Origin of the sequence: Citrobacter sp. wls706 (genome assembly GCF_005281305.1) — a bacterium.
GTDB lineage: Bacteria > Pseudomonadota > Gammaproteobacteria > Enterobacterales > Enterobacteriaceae > Citrobacter > Citrobacter werkmanii.
Window position 1 is genome coordinate 276522 of the sequence record NZ_SZXG01000030.1, and the last position, 25642, is coordinate 302163.

The following is a 25642-nucleotide window of genomic DNA, read 5'->3' on the forward strand; positions in this document are numbered from 1 at the left end:
AATCCTTATAACCATTTATTCAATCAGGCGTTAATCTACACCTGGTTGTAGGAGTGATATGATGACGGATAAAGTCCGTATTGATACTTTAAGTGCTAATTCATTACCGCAGAGCAATGATACCTTTTTAGCAAGACAGGCTGAGTTTGAATCTAATGTCCGCAGCTATCCGCGTAAACTGCCATTAGCGATTGCGAAAGCGCAGGGCGTCTGGATTACTGACGTAGAAAATAATCAATATCTTGATTGTCTTGCAGGTGCCGGTACCCTGGCGCTCGGTCACAATCATCCTGAAGTGCTCCAGAGCATTCAAAGTGTCATCACAAGCGGCTTACCGTTACATACGCTTGATCTTACCACGCCGTTAAAAGATGAATTTTCATCTTATTTACTGTCTTTATTGCCGGGCCAGGGCAAAGAGTATTGCCTGCAGTTCACCGGGCCGTCTGGCGCAGATGCCGTTGAAGCGGCGCTGAAGCTGGCGAAGAAAGTGACCGGCCGTTCCAGCATTATCAGCTTCTCCGGCGGCTACCATGGGATGACCCACGGCGCGCTGTCCGTGACTGGCAACCTGTCGCCGAAAGAAGCCGTCAGCAATATGATGGCGGAAGTGCAGTTTATGCCGTATCCGCATCAGTACCGCTGCCCGCTGGGTATTGGCGGTGAAGCTGGCGTGAAAGCATTAACTTACTACTTCGAAAACCTGATCAACGACGTTGAAAGCGGCGTGCGTAAACCGGCTGCGGTGATCCTCGAAGCCGTGCAGGGCGAGGGCGGCGTGAACCCGGCGCCGGTCGAATGGTTACAGCGTATTCGTAAAGTGACTCAGGAACACGGCATTCTGCTGATCATCGATGAAGTTCAGGCTGGCTTCGCGCGTACCGGTAAGCTGTTCGCCTTTGAACACGCCGGTATTGAGCCAGACATCATCGTGATGTCCAAAGCGGTTGGCGGCGGTCTGCCGCTGGCGGTACTGGGCATTAAAAAGCAGTTCGATGCGTGGGCTCCGGGCCACCATACCGGTACCTTCCGCGGCAACCAGCTGGCGATGGCCACCGGTCTGACAACACTGAAAATCCTCAAAGACGACAAGATTGCCGATAAAGTTGCCGCTCAGGGCGAGTGGCTGAAAGGCAAACTGACCGACCTGCAGAAACGCTATCCGGTGATTGGCCAGGTACGCGGTCTGGGTCTGATGATCGGTATTGAAATTGTTAAGCCGAACGAAGCGCAGGATCACATGGGCTGCTACCCGGCCGATGGCGAACTGTCCGCGCTGCTGCAGAAAAAATGCTTCGAAAACGGGCTGATTCTGGAGCGTGGCGGCCGTAACGGTTGTGTACTGCGCCTGCTGCCGTCTCTGCTGATCACTAACGCTGAGCTGGAAGTGTTCCTCGATAAATTCGAAAACGCCCTGTTGGGCGCTGGCGTAAAGCCGGTTTAAACGGAGTTGGATCGAATGTCAGACGTAAACCCGATTCTGTCCGGCTCGGCGCAGAGCATTGCTGCCTACCAGGACGCTATCGAGCAGAGTACGCAAGCGGTCGTTGAATGGTTGAAGCAGCCTGAGATGTATCAGGGCAAAACCGTTGAACAGCTGCGCGAACGTATCAACCTGAATTTTACGTCTCAGGGCCTGGGCAACCAGGCCGCTATTGAGCGTGCGGTTGAATACTTTCTCAAAGACAGCCTGTTGGTTCACCATGCGCAGTGCGTGGCGCACCTGCACTGCCCGAGCCTGGTGATTAGCCAGGCGGCGGAAGTGCTGATCAACGCCACCAACCAGAGCATGGACTCCTGGGACCAGAGCCCATCCGCGACTATCATTGAGATCAAACTGATCGAATGGCTGCGTGAGCAGGTAGGTTATGCGGCGGGCGACGCGGGCGTGTTCACCAGCGGCGGCACCCAGAGTAACCTGATGGGGTTGATGCTAGCGCGCGACGCGTTCTTTGCTCGCCAGGGACACTCCATTCAGCAGAATGGTCTGACCGGCGACCTGAGCAAAATCAAAGTGTTTTGCTCTGAAAGCGCGCACTTCTCCGTACAGAAAAACATGGCATTGATGGGGCTGGGCTACCGTTCCGTTACTCAGGTGAAGACCGATGCGTTCTCACGCATGGACCTGGCTGACCTGAAAGCCAAGCTGGCCCAGGCGCAAGCCAACGGCGAGCAGGTGATGGCGATTGTCGCCACGGCCGGCACCACCGACGCAGGCGCTATCGATCCGTTAGCGGATATTGCGGCGCTGGCGGCAGAGCACCAGATCTGGATGCACGTGGATGCGGCATGGGGCGGGGCGTTACTGCTGTCTGAGAAGTATCGTCACTTCCTGAACGGCCTTGAGCTAGCGGATTCCGTTACCCTGGACTTCCACAAGCAGTTCTTCCAGACCATCAGCTGCGGCGCGTTCCTGTTAAAAGACGCGCGTCACTATGAGCTGATGCGCTATCAGGCGGCGTACCTGAACTCTGATTTCGATGAAGAACACGGCGTACCGAACCTGGTATCGAAGTCGCTGCAGACCACGCGTCGTTTCGACGCGCTCAAGCTGTGGATGGGCCTCGAAGCGCTGGGCAAAAAGCAGTATGCCGAAATCATCGATAACGGCGTGACGCTGGCCCGCGATGCGGCTGAGTTTGTCAAAACCCAGCCGCATCTGGAACTGGTGATGGAGCCGCAGCTGGCAAGCGTGCTGTTCCGCTTCCGTCCGCAAAGCGATGACATCGCGTTCGTTGCGCTGCTGAACCAGCGTATTGGCGACGTGCTGCTGGCTTCCGGTAGCGCCAACGTCGGCGTCACCGAAGCGGATGGCGTCACCTGCCTGAAGCTGACGCTGCTGAACCCTACCGTGTGCCTGGAGGATGTGAAAGTCCTGCTGGCGAGCGTGAAGGCGACGGCTGAGCAACTGCTGAAAGCGTAAGCCATAAGCTTGTTATAAAAATGGCTCCCGTGTGTAGGAGCCATTTTATTGCCTGTCATGTGTAGCCCGAGGCGCTTCGCCGGGGTGGGCTGGATGTCAGCTGATGTCCGCCAGTGCGGCGTCTTTATTCGGGAAGAACGTCAGGCGTCCTGGAATAGGCTGAATACCCGCGCGGGCCATGGTACGTAGCGGCTGGAACTCCAGGTTACTGATACGTAATTCGCAACCTTCCGGCAGACGTTTTACAAAACGTTGGAAGGCGTCCAGACCACCAGCATCCAGTACCGGAACTGCGTCCCACTTCAAGACCACAATGCGTTTACCCGCAATGCGCGACTCGAGATCGGTAAATAATCCCTCCGCCGCGGCAAAGAACAGCGGGCCGATGACGCGTAGCACAAGAACATCGTCTGCTACATCAACGTTGACCGGTGCCAGCCGCGTCATGCGCGCAATTCGACGCATAAACAGCAGAGAAGCGAGAACGATCCCGACGCTGATGGCGATAACCATGTCGAACAACACCGTCAGCGACATACACATCAGCATGACGATGATGTCGTCTTTTGGCGCATGACGCAGCAGATCCACCACTTTGTGGGCTTCACTCATGTTCCATGCCACCATCAGCAGCAGGGCGGCCATGGCGGAAAGCGGTAGCCAGGAAAGCAGCGGTGCTAAAACCAATAGCGCCAGGATCACCAGAATCGCGTGGATGACCGCCGAAATGGGTGAGGTTGCCCCGGCGCGGACGTTGGCCGCAGAACGGGCAATTGCCGCCGTGGCGGTGATACCGCCAAAGAACGGCGCGACGATGTTACCCAGCCCCTGACCAATCAGCTCGCTGTTGGCTTTATGCTTGGTACCGGTCATCCCGTCGAGTACGACGGCGCACAGCAGGGATTCAATCGCCCCCAGCATCGCCATCGAGAAGGCTGCCGGTAACAGCGCCTGTAACGAACTCCAGCTCAGGGTAAAGTTTGACTCGGGCATATTCCACGGTAATACCAGTTGCGGCAGCAACTGCGGGATACCGTTACCCTGTGAGCCGTCAGCCAGAATGTAGTGGAACTGGGAACCGATGGTCGCAACGTGACCACCGGTCAGGTTCACAATCCCCATTACCGCACAGCCTGCCAGCAGTGCAGGAAGGTGGCCCGGTAGTCGGATCCCCAAACGAGGCCAGAAAATCAGGATCCCCAGCGTTACAACGCCAATGGCGGCATCGCCGAAGTTGATGGTCGGCAAGGCCATAAACAGCGCACCAACTTTTTGCAGGTAGTGCTCCGGTACATGGGCCATTTGCAGGCCAAGAAAATCTTTAATCTGCATGGTACCGATGGTGATACCAATACCCGACGTAAAGCCTAACGTAACCGACACGGGAATATATTCGATCAGGCGACCAAAGCGGGCGAGGCCGAAAAGGATCAGAAATATCCCGGACATGAGCGTGGCAACCAGCAGGCCTGCCAGCCCAAACTGTTGCGAGACCGGATACAGGATCACCACGAAAGCGGCGGTTGGGCCAGAGACGCTAAAGCGCGACCCCCCGGTGAGGGCGATAACAATCCCAGCGACGGCGGAGGTATACAGACCGTACTGCGGCGCAACGCCACTCCCTATTGCCAGGGCCATTGCCAGCGGAATGGCAATGATCCCCACCGTTATCCCGGCGATCAGGTCACGGGTAAAGCGAGAAGCGGTATATTTTTCTTTCCAACAAGCGTCGATGAGGGCGCGGAAAGGCATCACATGTGAGGAAAATAATCTGTTCACAATAATGTTTCATCCATGAGCGCATCATCTGTCAACTAAATGGCAGGTGAAGTAGGCAAAAGTCATACAAATAAGTATTACAGATAAAAAAACCCGCCGCAGCGGGTTTTTGAGCCGGGCTCGATTAATGCTCGAACATAGCAGAGATGGATTCTTCGTTGCTGATACGACGAATCGCTTCGGCCAGCATACCCGACAGGGTCAATGTACGCACGTTTGGCAGCGCTTTGATTTCGTCAGTCAGTGGAATAGTGTCACAGACAACGACTTCATCAATCACTGAGTTGCGCAGGTTGTTTGCCGCATTACCTGAGAAGATCGGGTGGGTTGCGTAAGCAAATACGCGTTTTGCACCACGTTCTTTCAGTGCTTCTGCTGCTTTACACAGCGTACCGCCGGTATCGATCATGTCATCAACCAGCACGCAGTCACGACCTGCAACGTCACCAATGATGTGCATCACCTGAGAAACGTTCGCACGCGGACGACGTTTGTCGATGATAGCCATATCGGTATCGTTCAGCAGTTTAGCGATAGCACGGGCACGCACGACGCCACCGATGTCCGGAGAAACCACGATCGGGTTGTCCAGGTTCAGTTGCAGCATGTCTTCTAACAGGATCGGGCTACCGAATACGTTATCAACCGGTACGTCAAAGAAGCCCTGGATCTGTTCAGCATGCAGGTCAACGGTGAGGACGCGGTCAACGCCAACGCTGGACAGGAAATCAGCGACGACTTTAGCGGTAATCGGTACACGAGCGGAACGTACGCGACGATCCTGACGTGCATAGCCGAAGTAAGGAATAACGGCGGTGATACGGCCTGCGGAAGCACGGCGCAGCGCATCAACCATAACGACCAATTCCATCAGGTTGTCGTTAGTAGGGGCACAAGTGGACTGGATGATGAAAATATCACCACCGCGTACATTTTCATTAATTTGTACGCTGACTTCGCCGTCGCTAAAGCGACCTACAGCGGCGTCGCCGAGTGAAGTGTACAGGCGGTTGGCAATACGTTGTGCTAGTTCCGGGGTGGCGTTACCAGCAAAAAGCTTCATATCAGGCACGAGAAGAACCTCAGGCATGCGTCCATTGGTGGAAAGAATCTGCCGAAAACTGTGCGGGCCAGGCAGTATCCTCTCCATGCGGTGTATTAAAGAGCGCGATGCAACGTCTGGAACAGGGTGACGTTGTCACCGCAACTCAGCTTGCCCGGTTTACTCTTCATCCTTCGGGTTTCATGTGCGTTGGCGTTAATTCCTCACACCAGCACATACTGTTGTATGCGCCAGGTGTTCCGTCATCTCGCCATCTTCCTGAAACCCGAATGATTTAGAGTAACGCTCTATGCAAAGGGGAGAGGTTGACGCCTTTCGCCACAAAGCCTTTGAGCCATTCCGGGGCTTGCTCAAGCACCTGGCGAGCACGAGACTCTGTGTCAAATTCAGCAAAGACACAAGCCCCTGTACCAGTCAGGCGCGACGGCGCGTATTCTAACAGCCAGGAAAGCGCCGCATCAACCTCGCGAAAACGTTTTCTTGCGATAACCTCGCAATCATTGCCGAATTCACATTTTAGTAACGTTTTTATTGACCTTTTTGGCGTGTTACGCGGGAGGTCAGGATCGTTAAAAATGACCGGCGTTGGAATACTGACTCCCGGATGAGCGACCAGATACCATTTTTCAGGTGGATCGACCGGCGTCAGAATTTCTCCCACGCCTTCGGCAAAAGCCGCGTGGCCGCGCACGAACACGGGAACATCCGCCCCCAGCGTCAAGCCGATTGCCGCCAGTTCATCAACCGAAAGCCCACACCGCCAGAGATGATTCAACGCCACCAGAACGGTGGCCGCATTTGACGAACCGCCGCCCAGGCCGCCACCCATCGGCAGACGCTTTTCGATACTGATGTCCGCGCCGCTTCCTGCGGGCAGGCGATCGCTTGTCGACGCTGTCTTCATCAGCAAACGCGCCGCGCGCACGATCAGGTTATCTTCATGCGTAACGCCTTCCACCGGGGTTAGGAGGTGTATTTCGCCATCGTGGCGCAGATTGATGCCAATCTCGTCGCCATAGTCGAGAAACTGGAATAACGTCTGTAGCGTGTGGTAACCGTCCGCACGCTGCCCGGTGATATATAAAAACAGATTCAGTTTTGCCGGAGAGGGCCAATGGCTCATCATTTCACAATCCAGTTATCCATTTTCAGCTTAATACGCTGGGAGCCGTCGGACAGCTCCATATTGGCCGGCATCGCAGGCTGCGTTTTGCTATCGTAGGCGCTATAGACCACTTTCCAGCTTTTACCGTCTTTGCTGTAGTTCACCTCACTCAGACGATATTGGTCATCGAGCTTGTAATCGGTGGCGTCACCTGGCAGACCAAGGATCCACTGGCGCAGACTGTTCAACGGAATAGGCATGCCGGTCAGTTTACCAATCATCTCTTCGGCGTCGTCGGCGGTGTAGTGCTTACCTTTGTTATCGACAAGTTCAACGTTGCCCGGCTGCGCGTTGAGTTCCAGTTCCGTGCTGCCCAGCGGGTTGGTCAGCAGCAGACGATAGCGATCCTGTCCGGTTTGCTGCCAGAAAAAGCGGGCATACACTTTCTGTTGATCGGAGATATAAGCGAACGCACCGCGCGTCTGATATTGGTTCAGGGCGCGTACTTCCTGCTGGTGCTGGCGCCACTGTGGGGAATCGGGGCTTTTGCCGGGACCTTTCGGCGCGTTGAGGGTACAGGCACTAAGAACCAGGGCTGCAAGGGGCAGCAGGCGAATCAGGCGAAAATCAGGCAGGGTCATAATGATGACAAATCCTTGAGATACGTTGCAGTTATAACTCTCAATGCTAGCGCCACCATCTGACATCGTCTACGTTCAAGTTATCTTAAATCGCTTAAATTTGTGCGCTAAGCTATTACTCCAAAAGGGGGCAGTCTCTTTTATTGACCGCACGCATCCTGTATGATGCACCCAGTCTAACCTTATCAACGCTGGTACTATTTCCGCTCACATGACCCTTTTAGCGCTTGGTATTAACCATAAAACGGCACCTGTATCGCTGCGAGAACGCGTAACGTTTTCGCCGGATACGCTCGATCAGGCGTTGGACAGCCTGCAAGCGCTGCCAATGGTGCAGGGCGGGGTAGTGCTGTCGACGTGTAACCGCACAGAGATTTACCTCAGCGTGGAAGAGCAGGACAACCTGCAAGAAGCGCTGATTCGCTGGTTGTGCGAATACCATAATCTTAATGAAGAAGACCTGCGCAATAGCCTGTACTGGCACCAGGACAATGACGCCGTCAGCCATCTGATGCGCGTTGCCAGTGGTCTGGATTCGCTGGTGCTCGGCGAGCCGCAGATTTTGGGACAGGTTAAAAAAGCCTTTGCGGATTCGCAGAAAGGCCACCAGAACGCCAGTGCGCTGGAGCGCATGTTCCAGAAATCGTTCTCTGTCGCTAAACGTGTCCGTACCGAAACTGATATCGGCGCCAGCGCTGTTTCCGTGGCTTTTGCCGCTTGTACGCTGGCGCGGCAGATCTTTGAATCGCTCTCCACGGTAACCGTGCTGTTAGTCGGCGCAGGCGAGACCATCGAATTGGTCGCGCGTCATTTGCGCGAACACAAAGTGAAGAAGATGATCATCGCTAACCGTACGCGTGAACGCGCGCAGGTGCTGGCGGATGAAGTCGGCGCCGAAGTGATTTCATTGAGCGATATCGACGCCCGCTTGCAGGATGCCGATATCATTATCAGTTCAACCGCCAGTCCGCTGCCGATTATCGGTAAAGGAATGGTAGAGCGTGCGCTTAAAAACCGTCGTAACCAGCCTATGCTGCTGGTGGATATCGCCGTACCGCGCGATGTCGAGCCGGAAGTGGGCAAATTGTCCAACGCCTACTTGTACAGCGTTGACGATCTGCAAAGCATCATTTCGCATAACCTGGCCCAGCGCAAAGCGGCGGCCGTGGAAGCCGAAACGATCGTGGCGCAGGAAACCAGCGAGTTTATGGCCTGGCTGCGTGCCCAGGGCGCAAGCGACACTATCCGCGAGTATCGCAGTCAGTCAGAACAGATCCGTGATGAACTGACCGCCAAAGCGTTGGCCGCTCTTCAACAGGGCGGTGATGCGCAAGCTATTATGCAGGATCTGGCCTGGAAACTGACTAACCGCCTGATCCACGCACCAACCAAATCACTTCAACAGGCCGCCCGTGACGGGGATAGTGAACGCCTGAATATTCTGCGCGACAGCCTCGGGCTGGAGTAGCAACACACCAATCTTATTTTTTACAGGGTGCATTTACGCCTATGAAGCCTTCTATCGTTGCCAAACTGGAAGCCCTGCATGAACGTCATGAAGAAGTTCAGGCGCTGCTCGGCGATGCGGGTACTATCGCAGACCAGGACCGCTTTCGTGCACTGTCGCGCGAATATGCGCAATTAAGCGATGTATCGCGCTGTTTTACGGACTGGCAACAGGTTCAGGAAGATATCGAGACAGCTCAGATGATGCTCGACGATCCTGAAATGCGTGAAATGGCGCAGGATGAACTGCGCGAAGCAAAAGAGAAATGTGAACAGCTGGAACAACATCTGCAGGTTCTGCTGTTACCGAAAGATCCTGATGACGAACGTAACGCCTTCCTTGAAGTGCGGGCGGGAACCGGCGGTGATGAAGCCGCGCTGTTTGCTGGCGATCTGTTCCGCATGTACAGCCGTTACGCTGAATCGCGCCGCTGGCGGGTTGAGATCATGAGCGCCAGCGAAGGCGAGCATGGCGGTTTTAAAGAAGTTATTGCCAAGATCAGCGGCGAAGGCGTTTACGGCCGACTGAAATTTGAGTCCGGCGGTCATCGCGTGCAGCGCGTACCGGCGACGGAATCACAGGGCCGTATTCATACCTCCGCCTGTACGGTCGCGGTCATGCCGGAACTGCCGGATGCTGAACTGCCGGACATCAACCCGGCCGATCTGCGTATTGATACCTTCCGCTCATCTGGCGCAGGGGGGCAGCACGTTAACACCACCGATTCTGCAATCCGTATTACCCACTTGCCAACCGGCATCGTGGTGGAATGTCAGGACGAACGTTCACAGCATAAAAACAAAGCGAAAGCAATGTCGGTGCTGGGAGCGCGCATTCGTGCGGCCGAAGTGGCAAGGCGTCAACAGGCGGAAGCCTCTGAGCGTCGTAACCTGCTGGGCAGCGGCGATCGCAGCGATCGCAACCGCACCTATAACTTCCCGCAGGGGCGCGTAACCGATCACCGCATTAACCTGACGCTCTACCGTCTGGATGAAGCGATGGAAGGTAAACTGGATATGCTCATTGAGCCAATTGTCCAGGAATACCAGGCCGATCAACTGGCGGCGTTGTCCGAGCAGGATTAATGGACTATCAGCACTGGCTGCGTGAAGCGATAAGCCAATTACAGGCAAGCGAAAGCCCGCGCCGTGACGCCGAGATTTTACTCGAGTTCGTTACCGGCAAGGGGCGCACCTTTATTCTGGCTTTCGGTGAAACGCTGTTAACCGAGGCGCAGCGTCAGCAGCTCAATACGTTACTGGAGCGGCGTCAGCGGGGCGAACCCGTGGCGCACTTAACCGGCGTGCGCGAGTTCTGGTCGCTGCCGCTGTTTGTATCGCCGGCCACGCTGATTCCGCGTCCGGATACCGAGTGTCTGGTGGAGCAGGCGCTGGCTCGCCTGCCATCCTCTGCATGTCGCATTCTCGATCTGGGAACCGGTACGGGCGCGATTGCGCTGGCGCTGGCAACCGAGCGTCCGGATTGCGCGGTGACGGCGGTTGATCGGATGCCGGATGCCGTGGCGCTGGCTATGCGCAATACACAGCACCTGGCTATCGACAATGTTAACGTGCTGCAAAGCGACTGGTTTAGCGCTTTGCAGGGGCAGCAGTTTGACATGATTGTCAGCAATCCGCCGTACATCGACGAACAGGATCCGCATTTGGCACAGGGCGATGTGCGCTTTGAACCGCTGTCGGCGCTGGTGGCGGGCGATCAGGGGCTGGCGGATATCGTACATATTATTGACCAGTCTCAGCACGTGTTAACGCCCGGCGGCTATCTTTTGCTGGAACATGGCTGGCAGCAGGGCGAGGCCGTGCGCGATGCCTTTACTCGCGCGGGTTATCTGGCGGTTGAAACCTGCCGTGATTACGGCGGTAACGAGCGAATTACGCTTGGACGCCTCCCATCATGAGTACCATCAGTCTGTTACTCAACGTTCATCTCATCAGCATTGCGCTTTCTGTTAGTCTGCTGACGCTGCGTTTTTGGTGGCGTTACACCGACGCGCGTCTAGCCCGTGCCCGCTGGACGCGCATTGTGCCGCCGGTGGTGGATACCGTTTTATTACTCAGCGGTGTAGCGTTAATGGTGAAAACGCACGTCCTGCCATTCACCGAACAAGGGACATGGCTGACTGAAAAGCTGTTTGGGGTTATCATTTACATCGTTTTGGGTTTTATTGCGCTCGATTACCGTCGGGCGCGCAGCCAGCAGGCGCGATTAGTCGCATTTCCGCTGGCGTTGGTGGTGCTGTACATCATCATTAAACTCGCCACCACAAAAATACCGTTACTGGGGTAAGTCATGAGGTCGTTAGCTGATTTCGAATTTAATAAAGCGCCATTGTGTGATGGGATGATCCTGGCGTCGGAGTCTATCCGTCTGGATTTTCCAACACAAACTGTCTATGACGAACTGGAACGTCTGGTCAGTCTGGCGCAAGAAGAAATTAGCCAGCTCCTGTCTCAGGATGAGCAACTGGAAAAACTGCTGGCACTTTTTTACGGCGAATGGGGATTTACGGATACCCACGGCGTCTATCGTCTTTCTGATGCACTATGGCTCGACCAGGTTCTGAAAAATCGTCAGGGCAGTGCGGTGTCGTTGGGCGCGATCTTATTGTGGATTGCCAACCGACTGGATCTGCCGCTGGTACCGGTGATTTTCCCGACACAACTCATCCTGCGCATTGAATCGCTCGATGGCGAAATGTGGCTAATCAATCCGTTCAATGGCGAAACGTTAAATGAACACACGCTGGAAGTGTGGCTGAAGGGGAACATCAGCCCGGTCGCGGAACTGTTTAATGAAGATCTGGATGAAGCGGATAACGCAGAAGTGATCCGCAAACTGCTCGACACGCTGAAATCATCGCTGATGGAAGAGCGGCAAATGGAACTGGCGCTGCGAGCCAGTGAAGCATTATTACAGTTTAATCCTGAAGACCCGTATGAAATACGCGATCGGGGATTGATATATGCGCAACTGGAGTGTGAACATGTTGCGCTGACAGATTTAAGTTATTTCGTTGAGCAGTGTCCGGAAGACCCGATCAGCGAAATGATTCGTGCGCAGATTAATACCATTTCGCACAAACAAATTGTATTGCATTGATTTATGACACTTTACCTACCGTTTAAGGCGATCCTATGAAACAAAAAGTGGTTAGCATTGGCGACATCAACGTGGCAAATGACCTGCCGTTCGTGCTGTTTGGCGGAATGAACGTGCTGGAATCCCGCGACCTGGCGATGCGCATTTGTGAGCACTACGTAACCGTTACTCAAAAACTGGGTATCCCTTACGTGTTCAAAGCCTCCTTTGATAAAGCCAACCGTTCTTCCATCCACTCTTACCGTGGACCGGGCCTTGAAGAAGGGATGAAAATCTTCCAGGAACTGAAGCAAACTTTTGGCGTAAAAGTGATCACCGACGTTCACGAAGCCAGCCAGGCACAGCCTGTTGCTGATGTGGTGGATGTGATTCAACTGCCGGCATTCCTCGCTCGCCAGACCGATCTGGTGGAAGCGATGGCGAAAACCGGCGCTGTTATCAACGTGAAAAAACCGCAGTTCGTAAGCCCGGGTCAGATGGGTAATATCGTGGATAAATTCCATGAAGGCGGTAACGATAAGGTTATCCTGTGTGACCGTGGCGCGAACTTTGGTTATGACAACCTGGTCGTGGATATGCTGGGCTTTAGCGTGATGAAAAAGGTCTCAGGCAACTCGCCGGTGATTTTCGACGTCACCCATGCGCTGCAGTGCCGCGACCCGTTTGGCGCCGCAAGCGGCGGCCGTCGTGGTCAGGTGACTGAACTGGCGCGCGCGGGCATGGCGGTAGGTCTGGCAGGCCTGTTTATTGAAGCGCATCCGGATCCAGCCAATGCGAAATGCGATGGCCCATCCGCACTGCCGCTGGCGAAACTGGAACAGTTCCTCACGCAGATTAAAGCGATTGATGACCTGGTGAAAAGCTTCGACGAGCTCGATACTGAGAACTAAGACAGCTGAACAGGCCGGGGCATTTGTCTCCGGCCTGTTATTACTGTCAGGCGCCAAACGCCCCATCAATGGTATGCATAGCTCCCGTCACAAACCCGGCCTCCGGACCTGCCAACCAGGCAACCATTCCGGCCACTTCTTCTGGTCGACCGTGTCGTTTTAGCGCCATAAAGCTGTGCATCAGCTCTTTCAATGGACCTTCTGCTGGATTAGCGTCAGTATCAATGGGACCCGGTTGCACCACGTTGACCGTAATACCGCGTGCGCCGAAATCACGCGCCAGCCCTCGTGCCAGGCCTTGCAGAGCAGACTTACTTAACGCGTAGGAAGCCATACCGGCAATTGGCATACGATCGCCGTTCACTGAACCAATAATGATAATCCGCCCGCCGTCAGGCATTTGTCGTGCCGCCTCGACTGCCGCGTACCAGGGGGCATGGATATTAATGCGGAACAGGCGCTCAACGTCATCGGGATCCTGCTCCAGTGCGTCGCCGAACAGTACAATTCCTGCATTCACCACTAACACATCCAGCGGGCCGCTTTCCCGTACCCGGCTAATGACGGCATCGCGATCGGCGCTATCGGTTTGCGCCGTGTGGGCCCCTGTTTCATCCGCAAGCGCTTTTGCTGCGTCTGCTGAGCCTGAATAGGTAAAGGTCACCGCTGCGCCATCTGCGGCGAAACGGCGCACAATAGCCGCGCCAATCCCACGACTGCCGCCAAGAACCAGAACTGACTTGCCGTTAAATGGGGACATGAGATACTCCTTGAACAATTATGTAGTGATCGATATATAATGGGCGCATGGTTTTCTGTCAATGGATTTGTAATGAGCACTACAAAATGTTCGCGCGCCCCAGGGCGACCACGTAATTTTGATCCGGAACTGGCTGTTGCCAAAGTACAGCCCTTATTTCACGCGCATGGATACGACGCTGTGAGCGTAGCGGATGTTACGCAGGCCCTGAACATCAAGCCCCCGAGTTTCTATGCCGCTTTTGGGAACAAAATCGGTCTTTATGAACGCGTGCTTGGTCGCTATGTACAAACCGATGCGATCCCGTTTGATGACATTTTGCGTTCTGATAGGCCGGTTGCCGAGTGCCTTGCTGCATTGCTTGAAGAGGCGGCGCGACGCTATGCCGCGGATCCGCATGCGCCAGGTTGTTTGGTTCTGGAGGGCACGCATAGCAACGATCCGCAGGCGCGGCAGGTGGCAAGGACTTTCTACTCGGTTGCGGAATGTAAAATTCATGACTTTATCGCCGCGCGCCATCCCGAAGTGGCTGACAGCCTGACCGATTATGTCAGTACCACGATGCTCGGCCTGTCGGGAAAAGCCCGTTGCGGGCATACGCTCGAACGTTTGCTATCCAGCGCACACATCGCCAGCCTGGCGGTGCTGCATCAGCTTTCCTGATTTTCATCACGTGAAAAGGTAGATAAATATGATGGGTAAACTGGGACTCCGCTTTAATACTCCCCCTCCGGCTATTCGCAAAGCAACGTTGGCCGCAATTCTGATTGGAACTTCATTTCTGGTGCATTCTCAGGACAAGGCCGATGTTATTTTGTATAACGGCAAGCTGATTACCATGGATGAACAACAACCCAACGCGCAGGCGCTGGCGGTAAAAGGGCGGCATATTATTGCGGTGGGTAATAATGAAACGGTGAAAAAATGGTCCGGACCGAACACGAAGGAAATCAATCTTACGGGGAAAACCGTTATTCCGGGATTAATTGATGCGCATCTGCATGGCATTCGGGGTGGGAGGACGTTTTTATTTGAAACCTACTGGTTTGATACTAAAAATATACCCGATGCGTTAAATAAATTGTCGCAATCTGCGGCACAGAAAAATACTGCGCAATGGGTGGCGGTGGCTGGCTCATGGATACCTGAACAATTTGCTGAAAAACGGGATCCGACGGTTCATGAACTGAATCAGGCGGTGCCTCATCATCCTGCGTATATACAAAGTCTTTATGACTATGCCTTGTTAAATCAAAAGGCTATCGAGACCCTAAAACTTAATAGTCCACAGCCGGATGTTCCGGCAGGGATCGTGATAGAACGCGATGACAAAGGGCTGGCAACGGGGAAATTGCGCGGGACCATTGGCAGTTTTAACCAGCTTTTCGCCCAGATTAGCGAGACTTCCGATGTTGAAAAGAACCTTAACGCCTTTGTTCGTTATTTAAATAAACGCGGTGTGGTCGGGTTTATCGATCCTTCTGCCGGGCATGAGCAAGCTTATCGTGATTTCTTTAAACTTCAGCAGCAGCAACCTCTCAGGATACGCGTTGGATATCGTTTATCCGCACCGCCTGGTAATGAAACGGAATGGTTTAAACAACGTCTGGCATTTCGCCCGGCAATACACGATGACGGCAGAATAGCCTTTCTGGGCTTCGGTGAAAGCCTGGTGATGGCAATGAATGACGGCGTACGGATGTCATCTGGATTTAAGTCTTCTGCACAATCCCAACAAGAACAATTTAAGGTGCTCCAGCTTGCCGCCCAGGAAGGGGTTGCCGTAGAAATACATGCCTATACCGATGACAGTGCAGATGCGATTTTAGATCTCATTAGCGAGGTGGCTAAATCGTATGACATTGCTCCGTTACGCTGGTCTATTGCGCATCTCAATACCGGTACGCCAGAAACAATTACCCGCATGAAGAAACTCGGCTTGGCCTATTCTGTCCAGATGGGGCCATATTTTGAATCTCCCGCCATCGAACGCGCAAATGATAAAACGGTGGCGGCACTCTCATCGCCAGTTCAACCCGCGTTAGAGCAGGGGGTAATCGTTGCCGGCGGTACAGATGCGACGCGGATTGGCGTTGCGGGAGTGTGGCATGCCATTGAATATCATGTCACAGGTAAAGCACTCGACGGCTCGATACGCCATGACTCGCGCCAGTTAAGCCGGGAAGATGCGTTAAAAATGTATACCCGAAATGCCGCCTGGCTCGCTTTTGCCGAACAGCAACGGGGAAGTTTGCGGGCCGGTAAGCTCGCCGATTTTGCGGTGCTGAATCAAGATATTATGGCTATTCCGCCAGACAAATTGCATCAAACGGAATCGTTATTAACGTTTGTCGATGGCCAACAGGTTTATCCGGAGCAATAAACGCGGTAAAAGAAAACGGCCCTGAAGCAGGGCCGTAGGTTCCGCTAAAATGATAATCAGGCAAATATCGTCATCAGATAGGCGATAAATAGTGCCAGATGCGCCGCACCGTTAAGTACATTGGTACGTCCGGTGGAGAAAGAGATATGGCACAGTACCAGCGACGAGACCATGACAATCATCTCTGGCGCGCCCAAAGCAAACACCAAATCATTGCCTGTTGCCCAGGCGATCAGCGTCACTACCGGTACGGTGAGTGAAATAGTGGCTAATACTGAACCGAAGAACAAATTCATTGCCCGCTGTACCTGATTGTTCAGAACCGCTTTCAGCGCCCCCAGCCCTTCAGGCGAGAGGATCAACAGCGCCACCAGGAAACCGGTAAATGCCACGGGGGCATTGAGTTCAGTCAGCAAGGTTTCCAGCGGACTGGCGTTCATCTTGGTGACGGCGATAACGGCGATCAGGTGAATGATGAGCCAGGCTGCGTGCCATATATTGCTGTGCGCCGACGGCTTACCGTGATGCGGGTCGTCGTCGTCACCCTCATCTTCATGCTCGTAAATGAACAGGCTTTGGTGCGTTTTTGTTTGAATCAGCAAAAAAACGCCGTACATTGCCGCAGAAATGAGTGCCACCAGTAGCGCCTGGGCGGTAGTAAAATTGGCTCCCGGTAACGCCATTGGAAACACCAGCACAATAATGGCCAGCGGAAACAGGGCGATTAAATACTGCTTAATACCAAACAGGTTCATATACTGAGTGGCAAATTTGCGGCCGCCCAGCAGTAATGAAAAACCGACTAAACCGCCGGTGACGATCATAATGATCGAATACAGCGTGTCGCGCATTAGCGTAGGCGCGGCATCGCCGGTCGCCATTAATGCGGAAATTAAACTGACTTCAAGAATAACAACGGACAGACTGAGGATCAGCGAGCCGTAGGGTTCGCCAAGTCGATGTGCTAATACGTCCGCATGACGGACAACGCTGAATGCGCTACTTAATATACCAATAAGGGCAAGCGCATTAATGCCGATGACCACTGGTAGTGACTGACTGCTCCCCCATAAGAACAGTACTACCAGCGCCAAAATCGGGAAGACGAGAGAGGTCTCCTTGTGGCGGGTTTTTACCGCCTCATGTACTTGTGTCATTAAGCTAATTCTCCATCTCTGCAGGTATTTATAATTATAAAAGTATTAAAGAATGTAAAAAATAACAGAAAAAGCGGTTTTGTAGGTGACATTTTACGAAATTTTACCGCATCGCTTATTTTTCTCCTCTAAGCGGTCAAAAACAAACTTCTTGTTTATAGAGTATTTAATTAACAGAAGGTTAGATGAGAAAATATTTTAAAAATGTTCATTATTGGCGCATCGCAGCATTGTTAACCACACTTAAGGTTTAGCCCAAAAAGAGGAGTTCACAATGCCCTATAAATCGAAAAGCGATCTGCCTGACAGCGTACAGCATGTTCTGCCATCCCATGCTCAGGACATCTATAAAGAAGCCTTCAACAGCGCCTGGGAACAGTACAAAGATAAATCTGACCGTCGCGATGATGCCACGCGCGAAGAGACGGCGCACAAGGTGGCGTGGGCCGCGGTGAAAAATGATTATCAAAAAGGTGATGATGATAAATGGCATAAAAAGACGTAACAGTATCAATTATAATGCCTTTATCAATTAGCCCGAATCAGCCGTTAGCGAATCGTGCTACACCGCGTCGCTGCTGGCTTGCAAGCGAGCGGTGAATTGCCTATTGTCCAGCTATTGGTTTCAAAATGAGCAGCAAAAAGGCCCGGAAGGCGTCAAAAAAGTTGTCGCAGGGAAGCAGCAGTGGCGGAGGTGTAAGGTGTTAACGCGTGATTTTTTATTGAATGCCGACTGTAAGACGGCATTTGGCGCTATTGAAGAATCACTACTCTGGTCAGCGGAACAACGGGCAGCCTCACTGGCCGCCACGCTTGCTTGTCGACCAGATGATGGACCGGTGTGGATCTTCGGTTATGGATCGTTGATGTGGAACCCGGCCTTAGAATTTGAAGAGTCCTGTACCGGGACATTGGTCGGTTGGCACCGTGCATTTTGCCTGCGTCTGACGGCGGGGCGTGGAACGGCCTGTCAGCCGGGACGGATGCTGGCCCTGAAAGAGGGCGGACGCACGACCGGTGTGGCTTATCGCTTACCGGACGCGTCGCTGGAACAAGAACTTTCTCTGTTGTGGAAGCGTGAAATGATCACCGGTTGCTACCTGCCGACCTGGTGTCAGTTGGCGCTGGATGACGGACGGACGGTGAACGCGCTGGTCTTTATTATGGATCCGCGCCATCCGCTGTTTGAGTCGGATACACGCGCGCAGGTGATTGCGCCGCTTATCGCTGCGGCCAGTGGACCTTTAGGCACCAATGCCCAATATCTGTTCTCGCTGGAACAAGAACTGGTGAAGCTGGGAATGCAGGATGATTGTCTTAACGATCTGGTGATTACGGTCAAACGGTTGTTGGGAGAGAACCTGCCGGAAGGGATTATACGACCAGATTTTGCATAGCGTCGGCGGAGTGTAGTGTGCCCGACAGCCAGGTGCTTATCGGGCATTTCACGATTACGCTGCAATAAAACTAATCGAATGCTCAAGCGACTGACTGTGGCTGTCGATCAGCACGTTCCAGACGCCGGTATAAGGTACGGTCAACCATGCGTTATCACGATCCTGCACGCTTAAGATGTCGGACTGCGTGTCTTTGACGTGATTTTTCTCGCTCATCAGGTGGATGTGGCAGCGCTCGGAACAGCGCACTACCACCGTATCGCCACCAAATAACTTTAAACTCGCTTTCACTAATGCCATTTTTCACCCCGTTCTTGAAAACAACGTACTTTCTGTCGAAAGTGCTGCGTGATGTTGTTCACATTTCACTCATTGCATAACACCAAAGGGGGAGCAACAGGATGCTGATTTTGATCAAAAAATGGCATAACGATTAAACAAAAGTGACAAAATTCCTCAAAACGGTTGAAAGGGCGTGCTAACGTTCAACGAAACCGCGCCCATCTAAGATTAAATCCGGAAATTTCCGGCACTTTCAGTGCGCGTGCCTGCAAGCGCTGTCAGAAGGTCAATACTTTATCTGCAGCCAGCGTCCATTGGGCTAGTTCTGGCAGCGTGCCCACGGCTACACCATCAATTAAAGGCAGGTCGGTGATCCCACGGCCATCAGTGCAGGTTTTGCACAGTTTTACCGGAACATTTTGCGCTGTCAGGATCTCCAGCATTTGCTGGATATTGTATCCTTCCGCCGGTTTCTGACCGCGTAATCCCGCCGTAACCGCATCCGACATTAAAAACAGACGCAGATCGAGACAGGCTTCTTGTTCACGCAAGGCGATGGCCAGACGCAGGCTGTTAAATAACGATTCGCTTCCATAGGCCGCACCGTTCGCGACGATCACTATATTTTGCATTTTGACTCCTGTTGTCGGATGGGAGGGATAATTCCTGGTGTGTATGGTACTCCCTGTACCAGATATCGAAAAGAAAGCATGTGAGGGCCCCTTATTATTCGGGTCAGAAAATCCCGAAAACAGGGATAAAAGCTGCAATTAATTGCTGAAGACGTTATGGTTTAGGTTAAGTGTGCCTAATTAATTGATTTAAGAAATAACTAACGATTTGAGCCGTATTATTTATTTTCCTCTCGCCGTATTTGCACTCTTGCCACTGGCAGGGGGTAATGCCAACGCACAATCCTCTTTTGTTCACCAGGCTGAAAACCCATTCGATAACAATAGCGATGGCTTGCCCGATCTCGGTATGGCGCCGGAATCGCGAGCAGGCGAAAAGCATTTTGCCGAAATGGTGAAAGCATTTGGTGAAGCCAGTATGACCGATAACGGCCTTGATACCGGCGAACAGGCGAAGCAGTTCGCGTTTGGTCAGGTACGTGACACGGTTAGCGAACAGGTGAATCAACAACTGGAATCCTGGCTCTCTCCCTGGGGAAACGCCAGCGTCGGGTTGCAGGTTGATAAAGAGGGCAGCTTTACCGGCAGTCGGGGAAGTTGGTTTATTCCGTGGCAGGACAATCAACGCTATCTTACCTGGAGCCAGTTAGGCTTAACGCAACAGGATGAGGGCTTAGTCAGTAATGCGGGAATTGGGCAGCGCTGGGTACACGACGGCTGGCTACTGGGTTACAACACGTTTTATGACAATCTGTTGGATGAAAATCTGCCCCGGGGCGGCTTAGGTGCAGAAGCGTGGGGCGAGTATTTACGTTTATCCGCTAACTACTATCAACCGTTTTCCTCATGGCAGGATCGTTCCACCACGCAGGAACAACGGATGGCCCGCGGCTACGATCTGACCGCGCAAATGCGGATGCCGTTCTATCAACATCTCAATACCAGCGTCAGCGTTGAACAGTATTTCGGCGACCAGGTGGATCTGTTTCATTCTGGCACAGGGTATCACAATCCGGTGGCGGTGAACCTCGGGCTGAGTTATACGCCGGTACCGCTGATTACGATGACTGCCCAGCATAAGCAGGGTGAAAATGGCGTCAGTCAGAATAACGTTGGATTAACGCTGAATTATCGTTTCGGTGTTCCGTTAAAAAAACAGCTGATGGTTAGCGAAGTGGCAAACAGCCGCTCGCTGCGCGGCAGTCGTTATGACGATCCGCAGCGAAATAGTTTGCCGACGCTGGAGTATCGCCAGCGTAAAACCCTGTCGGTATTTTTGGCCACGCCGCCCTGGGATCTCAAGCCTGGAGAAACGGTGGCGCTGAAGGTACAAGTGCGCAGCCTGCATGGGATTCGCCATCTTGCATGGCAGGGTGATACTCAGGCGCTGAGCTTAACCGCTGGCAGCAGTACCCGAAGCGCACAGGGCTGGACGATTATTATGCCGAAGTGGGACAGTAGAGAAGGGGCGACAAACCGCTGGCGGCTGTCGGTAGTGGTAGAAGATGAACTGGGCCAGCGTGTCTCTTCCAATGAGATCACGCTATCACTGACCGAACCGTTTATCAGCGTTTCGGCAAATGATCCTCGTTAACCATGATGCACGACTGCGTTATCAGAAAATGCGTTCCTGATGCACCCAAACCGCCGCTTCTACGCGTGATTTGAGCTTCATTTTCTTCAGCATGTGCTTCACATGAACTTTTACCGTGCTTTCGGTGATGTCCAGGCGGCGGGCAATCATCTTGTTAGGCAGGCCCTGGGCAATAAGCTTGAGAATATCGCGCTCGCGCGGCGTCAACTGGGTGACATCACGGTCAGACGTTGCGCGGTTGGCGCGCAGGCTGGCGGCCAGAACCGGCGTTAAGGCTTCACTCAGCACCATTTCACCAGCGGCGGCCTGCTGTAATGCTTTCAGTAAATCTTCCGGCTCCATATCTTTCAGCAGGTAACCATCCGCGCCGCGTTTCAGTGCGGTAACGACATCTTCTTCATGATTGGATACGCTAAACACCACGATGCGGCCAGACAGGGACTTTTCACGCAGCTTGTCGAGGGTTTCCAGACCGTTCATACCAGGCATGTTGAGATCCAGCAGGATCAGATCGGGATCAAGAGATTCAGCCAGCTCGATACCCTGTTCGCCATTGCTGGCTTCACCGACAACGGTGATATCCTGCGCCATGCTGACAAGCTGTTTTACACCGGTTCGCAGCATCGGATGATCGTCGATCAACAGGATGGTTGCCGGTTCCAGATTACTCATGGGTATCTCCTTGGACTTCTGTGAAGTTTGTTTCGGGAATAAAAGTGACAGTAACTTCAGTACCGCCTGTCTCACGACGGCGTACACGGCAATCGCCGCGCAAGCTCTGCGCACGGTCGCGCATTATTATCATGCCGTAGTGGTTACTGCGTTCGGCGTTTTCCGGTACGCCGCAGCCGTTATCTTGTACAGTGAGTTTGATCTGCTTACCATTTTGCACCACCGTCACGACAACTTCATCGGCATGGGAGTGCTTCAGGGCGTTGCTCAGGGCTTCACGAGCAATTTGTAATAAGTGAATCGCCTGATGCGAAGGGACCAGGCGCGGTGGCAACTGATAATCCAGCTTAACCGCAAAACCGAAGCGGGCACTGTATTCCTGACAGCTGGCTTCCAGCGCGGGTCGCAATCCGGGTTCGGTGAGCTGTAAACGGAAGGTCGTTAACAGCTCACGCAGTTGCGCCCACGAGGCGTTCAGTTCATTACGAATCTGGCTAAGCAGTTCGCGGCTATTCTCGGGCAGCGCATCGCCCTGCATCTGCAAACAGCTAACCTGCATCTTCATGCATGAAAGCGATTGTGCAATAGAATCATGGAGTTCGCGCGCAATGGTGGCACGCTCTTCCATCACGATCAACTGCTGTTGACGCTCCTGATGCCTGTCGAGCGCCAGCGTTGCGGTCAGTTGCTCAACCAGGGTATCGACCAGTTGTTGCTGATCGTGGCTGAGATGGCGTCCGTTCGGCAACGTAGCGAGCAGGATACCATACTGGGTATGCGCGTCGGTCAGCCGCCATTTCAGCGTGATACCACCGTCTATCGCGGGCAGCGTACCGCGTGGGCACAGATGACATCCTTTCTCATCGCAACTGACATTGGACTGACAGGTAAATTCCTGATGATTATCTTCATCTTCCAGATCATAAACCCGCAGCTCAATATCATGCAGCAGGGTCAAATTTTGCAGGCCGTTCAGCACCGGAGAGAGGCGTTCGCACAATGGCACCTGAGAATGCAGGCGGCGGTTGGCTTGCCACAGAAAAGAGAGGATCTGATTTTTATGCTCCAGCCCGGCCGTTTTCTCCTGCACCCGCTGTTCCAGTACCGCATAACTTTCAGCCAGCTCTTCCGACATATTATTCAGCGCCGAGCCCAGAGCCGCCATCTCATTACGCCCGCTGATATGCGCACGTTGGGTAAAATCACGTTGGCTGACGGCTCGCGCCATCGCCAATAGCTGTTTCCACGGCTCCAGCAGGCGTACGCGTAGCCAGATAATAGTGAAGACCAGCAGTAAGGCCATAAATGCCGCCATCAGGCGATGTAACAGGACGACGCGTTCAATCCGCAATTCGGTGGTATGGTCGAAGGCGGTAACCAGCTTATCCAGCCCAACGACAAAGCGCGTTACATCTTGCGCCACCGCATCAGGCGTTTGCGCGTGGGCAAGCCCTGGCGCCAGCTCAGTGTGCCAGTAATCCTGTAATGCTTTTAACTGCGCCTGTTGTCCATCGCGCTGTGCGGCCCGCGTTAACTCTGGACTAAACGCCGTTTTCTCCATTTCATCCAGTAGCGGTTGATCGTCGGCTTCCAGGGGTACCGCCGCCAGCAGACGATAACTCTGCATACGCAGCGAGCCGGCTTTGTTAATTGCATGGGCGCTACCCTGAACGCCCTGAACCAGCCAACCGGAGACAGCCATACCTGCCACGCCGATGGCAGTAGACAATAAAACAATCAGCGCCACCTGGTTGACCAGCGTAAGCGGGGAGAGACAACGTTTAAACATGGTGACTTGTTCCTTCGGGTCTTCGTAGAACAGAAACCCTTTTGAATAACGGTTCTGCTGCAGGCAGTGGCGTTATTCTCGGCGATACACTGGAGTATACCCATACCTCAAACGGGCTACCTCTTAATTGCCAGCTGAGGGGGAGGTCATGGGTCAGGGGGAGTAGAAGACGACAGAAGCGTGAAAAACCACATCTTTTTTACCGAAGTAATGTACTCATTTAGGGTGATGACAAATTTTAGGCATGAATAATGACACCTTTTCCTTTGATTTATATCAACTTACTTCCAGCTGTAAACCCTAAGGTTGCAGGCATCGAAACAAGTATCAGAGGTGTCTATGAGTCACTCATCTGCCCCGGAAAGGGCATCTGGAGCTGTAATTACAGAATGGCGGCCGGAAGATCCTGTCTTCTGGCAACAGCGTGGTCAACGAATCGCCAGCCGTAATCTGTGGATTTCCGTCCCTTGCTTACTGCTGGCGTTTTGCGTGTGGATGTTATTTAGCGCCGTGGCGGTGAACTTACCGAAAGTTGGCTTTAATTTCACCACGGAGCAATTGTTCATGTTGACGGCGTTGCCGTCGGTTTCCGGCGCGCTGCTGCGTGTGCCGTACTCCTTTATGGTTCCCCTGTTTGGTGGACGTCGCTGGACAGCATTCAGCACCGGCATCCTGATCATCCCATGCGTATGGTTAGGTTTTGCGGTGCAGGATACCACCACGCCATTTAGTACCTTTATTATTATCTCCTTGCTGTGCGGTTTTGCCGGTGCGAACTTTGCATCAAGCATGGCGAATATCAGCTTCTTCTTTCCAAAACAAAAGCAGGGCGGTGCGCTGGGTCTGAACGGTGGTCTGGGCAATATGGGTGTCAGCGTAATGCAGTTGGTTGCTCCGCTGGTGGTCTCACTGTCAATCTTTGCTGCATTTGGTAGCCACGGGGTTGAACAACCGGATGGTACGCAGTTGTATCTGGCGAACGCCGCATGGATTTGGGTTCCGTTCCTGGCTGTGCTGACGCTGGCTGCATGGTTTGGTATGAACGAACTGGCAACCTCAAAAGCGTCACTGAAAGCGCAATTGCCGGTGCTTAAACGCGGGCACCTGTGGATCATGAGCCTGCTGTATCTGGCAACCTTCGGTTCATTTATCGGCTTCTCAGCCGGTTTCGCGATGCTGTCAAAAACGCAGTTTCCTGAGGTACAGATCCTGCATTACGCCTTTTTTGGCCCGCTGATTGGCGCGCTGGCGCGTTCCGCTGGCGGTGCAATTTCTGACCGTCTGGGCGGAACTCGCGTGACGCTGGTGAACTTTGTGCTGATGGCTCTCTTTAGTGCCTTGCTGTTCCTGACGCTGCCAACTAATGGCGTAGGGGGCAACTTTACCGCTTTCTTCGCGGTGTTCCTGGCGTTGTTCCTGACGGCCGGTCTGGGCAGTGGTTCAACCTTCCAGATGATCTCCGTTATCTTCCGCAAGCTGACGATGGACAGAGTGAAAGCGGAAGGCGGGTCAGAAGAGAAGGCGATGCGTGAAGCGGCAACCGACACTGCGGCAGCGCTCGGTTTTATCTCAGCCATTGGCGCGATTGGCGGCTTCTTTATCCCCAAAGCATTTGGTACTTCCCTGGCGTTAACGGGATCACCTGTTGATGCGATGAAAGTCTTTGTGATCTTCTATGTCGCCTGCGTGGTTATCACCTGGGCGGTGTACGGACGTCATTCTAAAAAGTAAAAAAGTGGTATACACAAAATCATTCGAATTGCATCAAGGCGGCAAGTGAGAAATCCCCAGGAGCTTACTGTAGTAAGTGACTGGGGAGAACGAGCGCACCAACGCAGAGGCAGTTTGAAGGATGAAGTGTAGGTTGATTATCCATTGCGCGGCGTTAGACCGCGCTTTTTTTTGCTCTGAATTAGTTACAACATACTTATATATAAACTCACGACGA

24 protein-coding genes are annotated in these 25642 nt (G+C 53.3%); 14 read left to right on the forward strand and 10 right to left on the reverse strand.

Annotation, left to right across the window (positions count from 1 at the left end; translation table 11 throughout):
- Positions 1 to 58 precede the first annotated feature (58 nt).
- Positions 59 to 1444, forward strand: a complete 1386-nt coding sequence (locus FDW92_RS09245) for a diaminobutyrate--2-oxoglutarate transaminase (protein WP_042307938.1) — start codon at positions 59 to 61, stop codon at positions 1442 to 1444.
- Between the two features lie 6 nt (positions 1445 to 1450).
- Positions 1451 to 2923 (forward strand): aspartate aminotransferase family protein, encoded by a 1473-nt coding sequence (locus FDW92_RS09250; protein ID WP_169742007.1) that lies wholly within the window; start codon positions 1451 to 1453, stop codon positions 2921 to 2923.
- Between the two features lie 96 nt (positions 2924 to 3019).
- On the opposite strand, the gene dauA is transcribed toward FDW92_RS09250, so the two are convergent.
- The 4 genes from dauA to lolB all read right to left on the reverse strand — a co-directional run bounded on the left by dauA (position 3020) and on the right by lolB (position 7511).
- Entirely contained in the window at positions 3020 to 4702 is a 1683-nt protein-coding gene (gene dauA, locus FDW92_RS09255; protein ID WP_072014732.1) for a C4-dicarboxylic acid transporter DauA, read from the reverse strand.
- 124 nt (positions 4703 to 4826) lie between these two features.
- A complete protein-coding gene (gene prs / locus FDW92_RS09260; protein ID WP_001518537.1) occupies positions 4827 to 5774 on the reverse strand; it encodes a ribose-phosphate diphosphokinase in 948 nt (315 codons plus the stop codon).
- Between the two features lie 265 nt (positions 5775 to 6039).
- Positions 6040 to 6891: a 4-(cytidine 5'-diphospho)-2-C-methyl-D-erythritol kinase gene (ispE, locus tag FDW92_RS09265; RefSeq protein WP_042307945.1), complete on the reverse strand. Its 852-nt coding sequence runs from the start codon at positions 6889 to 6891 to the stop codon at positions 6040 to 6042.
- Complete coding sequence (gene lolB / locus FDW92_RS09270; protein WP_003020792.1) at positions 6888 to 7511, reverse strand: lipoprotein insertase outer membrane protein LolB; 624 nt, start codon at positions 7509 to 7511, stop codon at positions 6888 to 6890. The genes ispE and lolB overlap by 4 nt, the downstream gene beginning before the upstream one ends.
- Before the next feature lie 211 nt (positions 7512 to 7722).
- Here lolB and hemA point away from each other — a divergent pair, with 211 nt between their 5' ends.
- The 6 genes from hemA to kdsA are packed head-to-tail and all read left to right on the forward strand — an operon-like array spanning position 7723 to position 13028.
- Entirely contained in the window at positions 7723 to 8979 is a 1257-nt protein-coding gene (gene hemA, locus FDW92_RS09275) for a glutamyl-tRNA reductase (protein ID WP_042307946.1), read from the forward strand.
- A 41-nt stretch (positions 8980 to 9020) separates the two neighbouring features.
- Entirely contained in the window at positions 9021 to 10103 is a 1083-nt protein-coding gene (prfA, locus tag FDW92_RS09280; protein WP_003020786.1) for a peptide chain release factor 1, read from the forward strand.
- Positions 10103 to 10936 (forward strand): peptide chain release factor N(5)-glutamine methyltransferase, encoded by an 834-nt coding sequence (gene prmC / locus FDW92_RS09285; protein WP_042307948.1) that lies wholly within the window; start codon positions 10103 to 10105, stop codon positions 10934 to 10936. The genes prfA and prmC overlap by 1 nt, the downstream gene beginning before the upstream one ends.
- On the forward strand, positions 10933 to 11325 hold the full coding sequence (gene sirB2 / locus FDW92_RS09290) for an invasion regulator SirB2 (RefSeq protein WP_042307950.1): 393 nt from the start codon (positions 10933 to 10935) through the stop codon (positions 11323 to 11325). The genes prmC and sirB2 overlap by 4 nt, the downstream gene beginning before the upstream one ends.
- Before the next feature lie 3 nt (positions 11326 to 11328).
- Positions 11329 to 12138 (forward strand): invasion regulator SirB1, encoded by an 810-nt coding sequence (gene sirB1, locus FDW92_RS09295; RefSeq protein ID WP_006684256.1) that lies wholly within the window; start codon positions 11329 to 11331, stop codon positions 12136 to 12138.
- Between the two features lie 35 nt (positions 12139 to 12173).
- The gene (gene kdsA / locus FDW92_RS09300) at positions 12174 to 13028 is read left to right on the forward strand and encodes a 3-deoxy-8-phosphooctulonate synthase (protein ID WP_038641145.1); all 855 of its coding nucleotides are present in this window, start codon (positions 12174 to 12176) and stop codon (positions 13026 to 13028) included.
- Positions 13029 to 13074: 46 nt separating this feature from the next.
- Here kdsA and bdcA read toward each other — a convergent pair whose 3' ends face one another.
- Positions 13075 to 13788 (reverse strand): SDR family oxidoreductase, encoded by a 714-nt coding sequence (gene bdcA, locus FDW92_RS09305; protein WP_042307952.1) that lies wholly within the window; start codon positions 13786 to 13788, stop codon positions 13075 to 13077.
- 72 nt (positions 13789 to 13860) lie between these two features.
- Between bdcA and FDW92_RS09310 the strand changes: the two genes are divergently transcribed.
- On the forward strand, positions 13861 to 14451 hold the full coding sequence (locus tag FDW92_RS09310) for a TetR/AcrR family transcriptional regulator (protein WP_042307954.1): 591 nt from the start codon (positions 13861 to 13863) through the stop codon (positions 14449 to 14451).
- 28 nt (positions 14452 to 14479) lie between these two features.
- The gene (locus tag FDW92_RS09315; protein WP_052511170.1) at positions 14480 to 16171 is read left to right on the forward strand and encodes an amidohydrolase; all 1692 of its coding nucleotides are present in this window, start codon (positions 14480 to 14482) and stop codon (positions 16169 to 16171) included.
- Between the two features lie 56 nt (positions 16172 to 16227).
- On the opposite strand, the gene chaA is transcribed toward FDW92_RS09315, so the two are convergent.
- A complete protein-coding gene (gene chaA / locus FDW92_RS09320) occupies positions 16228 to 17328 on the reverse strand; it encodes a sodium-potassium/proton antiporter ChaA (protein ID WP_042307955.1) in 1101 nt (366 codons plus the stop codon).
- Between the two features lie 274 nt (positions 17329 to 17602).
- Here chaA and chaB point away from each other — a divergent pair, with 274 nt between their 5' ends.
- Positions 17603 to 17833, forward strand: a complete 231-nt coding sequence (chaB, locus tag FDW92_RS09325) for a putative cation transport regulator ChaB (RefSeq protein ID WP_038641135.1) — start codon at positions 17603 to 17605, stop codon at positions 17831 to 17833.
- Positions 17834 to 18029: 196 nt separating this feature from the next.
- Complete coding sequence (locus FDW92_RS09330) at positions 18030 to 18725, forward strand: gamma-glutamylcyclotransferase (protein ID WP_042308012.1); 696 nt, start codon at positions 18030 to 18032, stop codon at positions 18723 to 18725.
- A gap of 54 nt (positions 18726 to 18779) precedes the next feature.
- Here the strand turns inward: FDW92_RS09330 and FDW92_RS09335 are convergent, their stop codons facing one another.
- Together FDW92_RS09335 and FDW92_RS09340 are read right to left on the reverse strand one after the other, a co-directional pair.
- Positions 18780 to 19025: a DUF1883 domain-containing protein gene (locus tag FDW92_RS09335; RefSeq protein ID WP_038641131.1), complete on the reverse strand. Its 246-nt coding sequence runs from the start codon at positions 19023 to 19025 to the stop codon at positions 18780 to 18782.
- Positions 19026 to 19285: 260 nt separating this feature from the next.
- Positions 19286 to 19639, reverse strand: coding sequence for a DsrE/DsrF/TusD sulfur relay family protein (locus FDW92_RS09340; RefSeq protein WP_042307957.1), 354 nt, complete (start codon positions 19637 to 19639; stop codon positions 19286 to 19288).
- A 250-nt stretch (positions 19640 to 19889) separates the two neighbouring features.
- Between FDW92_RS09340 and FDW92_RS09345 the strand changes: the two genes are divergently transcribed.
- Positions 19890 to 21233: a YchO/YchP family invasin gene (locus FDW92_RS09345; RefSeq protein WP_227255175.1), complete on the forward strand. Its 1344-nt coding sequence runs from the start codon at positions 19890 to 19892 to the stop codon at positions 21231 to 21233.
- A gap of 21 nt (positions 21234 to 21254) precedes the next feature.
- Here FDW92_RS09345 and narL read toward each other — a convergent pair whose 3' ends face one another.
- Together narL and narX are read right to left on the reverse strand one after the other, a co-directional pair.
- Positions 21255 to 21905: a two-component system response regulator NarL gene (narL, locus tag FDW92_RS09350; protein ID WP_038641125.1), complete on the reverse strand. Its 651-nt coding sequence runs from the start codon at positions 21903 to 21905 to the stop codon at positions 21255 to 21257.
- Positions 21898 to 23694 carry a nitrate/nitrite two-component system sensor histidine kinase NarX gene (narX, locus tag FDW92_RS09355; RefSeq protein WP_042307964.1) on the reverse strand — a complete coding sequence of 599 codons (1797 nt, stop codon included), beginning with the start codon at positions 23692 to 23694 and terminating at the stop codon, positions 21898 to 21900. The genes narL and narX overlap by 8 nt, the downstream gene beginning before the upstream one ends.
- Before the next feature lie 339 nt (positions 23695 to 24033).
- Between narX and FDW92_RS09360 the strand changes: the two genes are divergently transcribed.
- A complete protein-coding gene (locus FDW92_RS09360) occupies positions 24034 to 25425 on the forward strand; it encodes a NarK family nitrate/nitrite MFS transporter (RefSeq protein ID WP_042307965.1) in 1392 nt (463 codons plus the stop codon).
- Positions 25426 to 25642: the final 217 nt, after the last annotated feature.

Excerpts from the sequence above, each read along its gene's own strand:
- FDW92_RS09245 (WP_042307938.1), top strand. The coding sequence starts at position 59 with ATGATGACGGATAAAGTCCGTATTGATACTTTAAGTGCTAATTCATTA.
- ispE (WP_042307945.1), bottom strand. The coding sequence starts at position 6,891 with ATGATGAGCCATTGGCCCTCTCCGGCAAAACTGAATCTGTTTTTATAT.
- lolB (WP_003020792.1), bottom strand. The coding sequence starts at position 7,511 with ATGACCCTGCCTGATTTTCGCCTGATTCGCCTGCTGCCCCTTGCAGCC.
- hemA (WP_042307946.1), top strand. The coding sequence starts at position 7,723 with ATGACCCTTTTAGCGCTTGGTATTAACCATAAAACGGCACCTGTATCG.
- prfA (WP_003020786.1), top strand. The coding sequence starts at position 9,021 with ATGAAGCCTTCTATCGTTGCCAAACTGGAAGCCCTGCATGAACGTCAT.
- prmC (WP_042307948.1), top strand. The coding sequence starts at position 10,103 with ATGGACTATCAGCACTGGCTGCGTGAAGCGATAAGCCAATTACAGGCA.
- sirB2 (WP_042307950.1), top strand. The coding sequence starts at position 10,933 with ATGAGTACCATCAGTCTGTTACTCAACGTTCATCTCATCAGCATTGCG.
- sirB1 (WP_006684256.1), top strand. The coding sequence starts at position 11,329 with ATGAGGTCGTTAGCTGATTTCGAATTTAATAAAGCGCCATTGTGTGAT.
- kdsA (WP_038641145.1), top strand. The coding sequence starts at position 12,174 with ATGAAACAAAAAGTGGTTAGCATTGGCGACATCAACGTGGCAAATGAC.
- bdcA (WP_042307952.1), bottom strand. The coding sequence starts at position 13,788 with ATGTCCCCATTTAACGGCAAGTCAGTTCTGGTTCTTGGCGGCAGTCGT.
- FDW92_RS09310 (WP_042307954.1), top strand. The coding sequence starts at position 13,861 with ATGAGCACTACAAAATGTTCGCGCGCCCCAGGGCGACCACGTAATTTT.
- FDW92_RS09315 (WP_052511170.1), top strand. The coding sequence starts at position 14,480 with ATGATGGGTAAACTGGGACTCCGCTTTAATACTCCCCCTCCGGCTATT.
- chaA (WP_042307955.1), bottom strand. The coding sequence starts at position 17,328 with ATGACACAAGTACATGAGGCGGTAAAAACCCGCCACAAGGAGACCTCT.
- chaB (WP_038641135.1), top strand. The coding sequence starts at position 17,603 with ATGCCCTATAAATCGAAAAGCGATCTGCCTGACAGCGTACAGCATGTT.
- FDW92_RS09335 (WP_038641131.1), bottom strand. The coding sequence starts at position 19,025 with ATGGCATTAGTGAAAGCGAGTTTAAAGTTATTTGGTGGCGATACGGTG.
- FDW92_RS09340 (WP_042307957.1), bottom strand. The coding sequence starts at position 19,639 with ATGCAAAATATAGTGATCGTCGCGAACGGTGCGGCCTATGGAAGCGAA.
- narL (WP_038641125.1), bottom strand. The coding sequence starts at position 21,905 with ATGAGTAATCTGGAACCGGCAACCATCCTGTTGATCGACGATCATCCG.
- narX (WP_042307964.1), bottom strand. The coding sequence starts at position 23,694 with ATGTTTAAACGTTGTCTCTCCCCGCTTACGCTGGTCAACCAGGTGGCG.
- FDW92_RS09360 (WP_042307965.1), top strand. The coding sequence starts at position 24,034 with ATGAGTCACTCATCTGCCCCGGAAAGGGCATCTGGAGCTGTAATTACA.